Source organism: Paracoccus sp. MC1854, assembly GCF_014164635.1.
In the GTDB taxonomy this organism is placed as follows: domain Bacteria; phylum Pseudomonadota; class Alphaproteobacteria; order Rhodobacterales; family Rhodobacteraceae; genus Paracoccus.
In genome coordinates this window covers 1-2,342 of sequence record NZ_JACJFU010000097.1, presented here as the reverse complement: position 1 = coordinate 2,342, position 2,342 = coordinate 1, and the positions used below count along the sequence as shown (strand labels likewise).

Here is a 2,342-nt window from a genome sequence, read left to right as displayed (position 1 = left end):
CCGAGCCGAGCTAGGAAAGGTGCGAGCCAAGCCTCATAGGCAGCCCGCCAGTGGCTTGTGGTTGCTCTCATCACGGCACCTCCCGTGAGCACCACCCCGAACTACCACAAAACCTGGCAGAGTAGTGATAAGTACCAGTGGCCTCTCCTCAGGACTATGACATGGCCTGACCTGCAATCGCTCAGCTTGAGCGAAGGAAAGGATGAGACGCGTGACGGCTGCAGTAGCCTCCTCTGGGCTCATGAATGTATTGAGAAGGGTGGGTTAGGGTAATACATATCAGACCGTCTGAAGGGGGGGCAGTAAGGCTTTCGCGCCACTCCTCGCTACTAGGCTCCAGACCCATTGATTTCAGGCGTTTGGCATGATTCAGGCTCCGCAAGGAGACCTGATCGATGAGCAATCTTTACTGGCTGAGCGATGCCCAGATGGAACGCCTGAAGCCGTTCTTTCCCAAGAGTCATGGCAAGCCCCGCGTCGATGATCGCCGCGTTCTCAGCGGCATAATCTTCATCAACCGCAATGGGTTGCGGTGGTGTGATGCGCCGAAGGAATACGGGCCCGCCAAGACCCTCTACAACCGTTGGAAGCGCTGGAGTGACAACGGGGTCTTCGCCCGGATCATGGTCGGCCTGGCCGCTGAGAGCGCCGAGCACAAGACGATCATGATCGATGCGACCTATCTCAAGGCACACCGCACGGCGTCGAGCCTGTGCGTGAAAAAGGGGGGCGCGCACGCCAGATCGGGCGGACAAAAGGCGGCATGAACACCAAACTGCACGCCGTTGCCGATGCCACGGGGCGGCCGATCGGGTTCTTCATGTCGGCCGGCCAGGTCAGCGACTACACAGGCGCCGCGGCTCTTCTGGGCAGTCTGCCGAAGGCGGGTTGGCTGCTGGCTGACAGGGGCTACGACGCTGATTGGTTCAGAGAAGCGTTGAAAGACAAGGGGATAAAGGTCTGCATCCCCGGTCGAAAGTCCCGCAGGAAGGCCGTCAAATACGACAAGCGGCGCTACAAACGGCGCAACCGCATCGAGATCATGTTCGGCCGTCTGAAGGATTGGCGGCGCGTCGCCACCCGATACGACCGCTGCCCGGAAACCTTCTTCTCCGCGATCATGCTCGCCGCAACCGTCTTGTTCTGGCTGTGAAATTCAATGAGTCTGGACCCTAGCGTATTGCGTATGGCCGAACTCACCGCTCTCTACGGCCGGACAAGAGCGCAGCCCTGCGTCATGGCATCGCTGTATAAGGCATTGCCGTAAAGGCAGAGGGTCGGTATGGCATAGCTATTATTCTCGTCGTACTGGACCATATGTTTAAGATGCTGCGGAAATTTAGCTCCTCTCCTTTGAATGATGTCGCGGAAAATCTGGTGGGAAGCCCGAATATCTCGCATGTTTCATCCGAGAACGTCGTCTTGCAGGCGGGCAACTATACGGTGGAGGGCTACTTCTTCGGTCAGGACAGACTGGTTGTGTCCTTTGAGCCAGACACTGACAAGAAGCCGGGAACGGAGCTGCGTCCTGGTTGGGGCTCAACGGTCCTGCGGAAAAGCAGGATATCGCACATCTGCGTGAAGCCTGCTGTGTCGGACTGGTATCAAGGGGCGGAACTAGCCGGGATATTCGGTCATCTGCAGGAAAGGATTTCCGGGCACTCGCGCATCGTGACATACGGCGCCTCAATGGGTGGCTTTGCGGCCTTGGCTTATGCTGATCTGCTGGGCGCGCATGAAATTTATGCCTTTGATCCGCAAAGTACGCTGCATCGGCCTGATGTTCCTTGGGAGAAGCGGTTCATCAAGGCTTTGCCGCTGGACTTCACTGGGCCTTATGGCTCGGCGAACGGGAAATTCACGATTGCGGAGAAGGCCTACATCTTTCTCGACTGGCATACATTGGCAGATCGACTGCACGCCGAGGCACTTGCGGCCGACAACGTGGAATTTATCAACGTTCCTTATACGGGACATAGCGCCGCCTATGCTGCCACAGCCTCTGGAGTGATGAAGTACATCATCCGAGGTGTGATGTTCGGCAACCTTGATAAGGCGGCGATCTACCGCGACATGCATCATGGCCGAAGGAAGGTGGACCGCTATGCTACCGAGATGAAAAAACGCGTGGCAGGTCGACCCCTGTTCGAGAAAATCGTAGCAAAGTCATTATCGTAGAAGTCTGATGCTCTGGAAGCCTTGGGTTAATGGCCCTTAGGTCCTGTTGACAAAAGGGATTCTCATGGCGCGCTGATCGTGATTCAAGCCGGTATCTGCGATGGAGACCAGCTTGGCACGAGACCTGATGTCGGACGAGGAATGGGCGTTCCATGAGCCCTTCA

Annotated in this window: 2 protein-coding genes; both read left to right on the top strand. The window is 56.9% G+C overall.

Annotated features, from left to right (window positions below; translation table 11 throughout):
- Window positions 1-395: 395 nt before the first annotated feature.
- Window positions 396-1,153 (top strand): IS5 family transposase gene (locus H5395_RS18140; RefSeq protein ID WP_095641552.1). Its coding sequence is split into 2 segments (ribosomal slippage): window positions 396-720 and window positions 720-1,153, totalling 759 coding nucleotides; the frame shifts between segments, so codons are not numbered across the junction.
- A gap of 164 nt (window positions 1,154-1,317) precedes the next feature.
- On the top strand, window positions 1,318-2,178 hold the full coding sequence (locus H5395_RS18135) for a hypothetical protein (protein ID WP_182793928.1): 861 nt from the start codon (window positions 1,318-1,320) through the stop codon (window positions 2,176-2,178).
- Window positions 2,179-2,342 lie beyond the last annotated feature (164 nt).

Bases quoted from the DNA above. Each gene is read 5' to 3' on its own strand.
- H5395_RS18135 (WP_182793928.1), top strand. From the start codon at position 1,318: ATGTTTAAGATGCTGCGGAAATTTAGCTCCTCTCCTTTGAATGATGTC.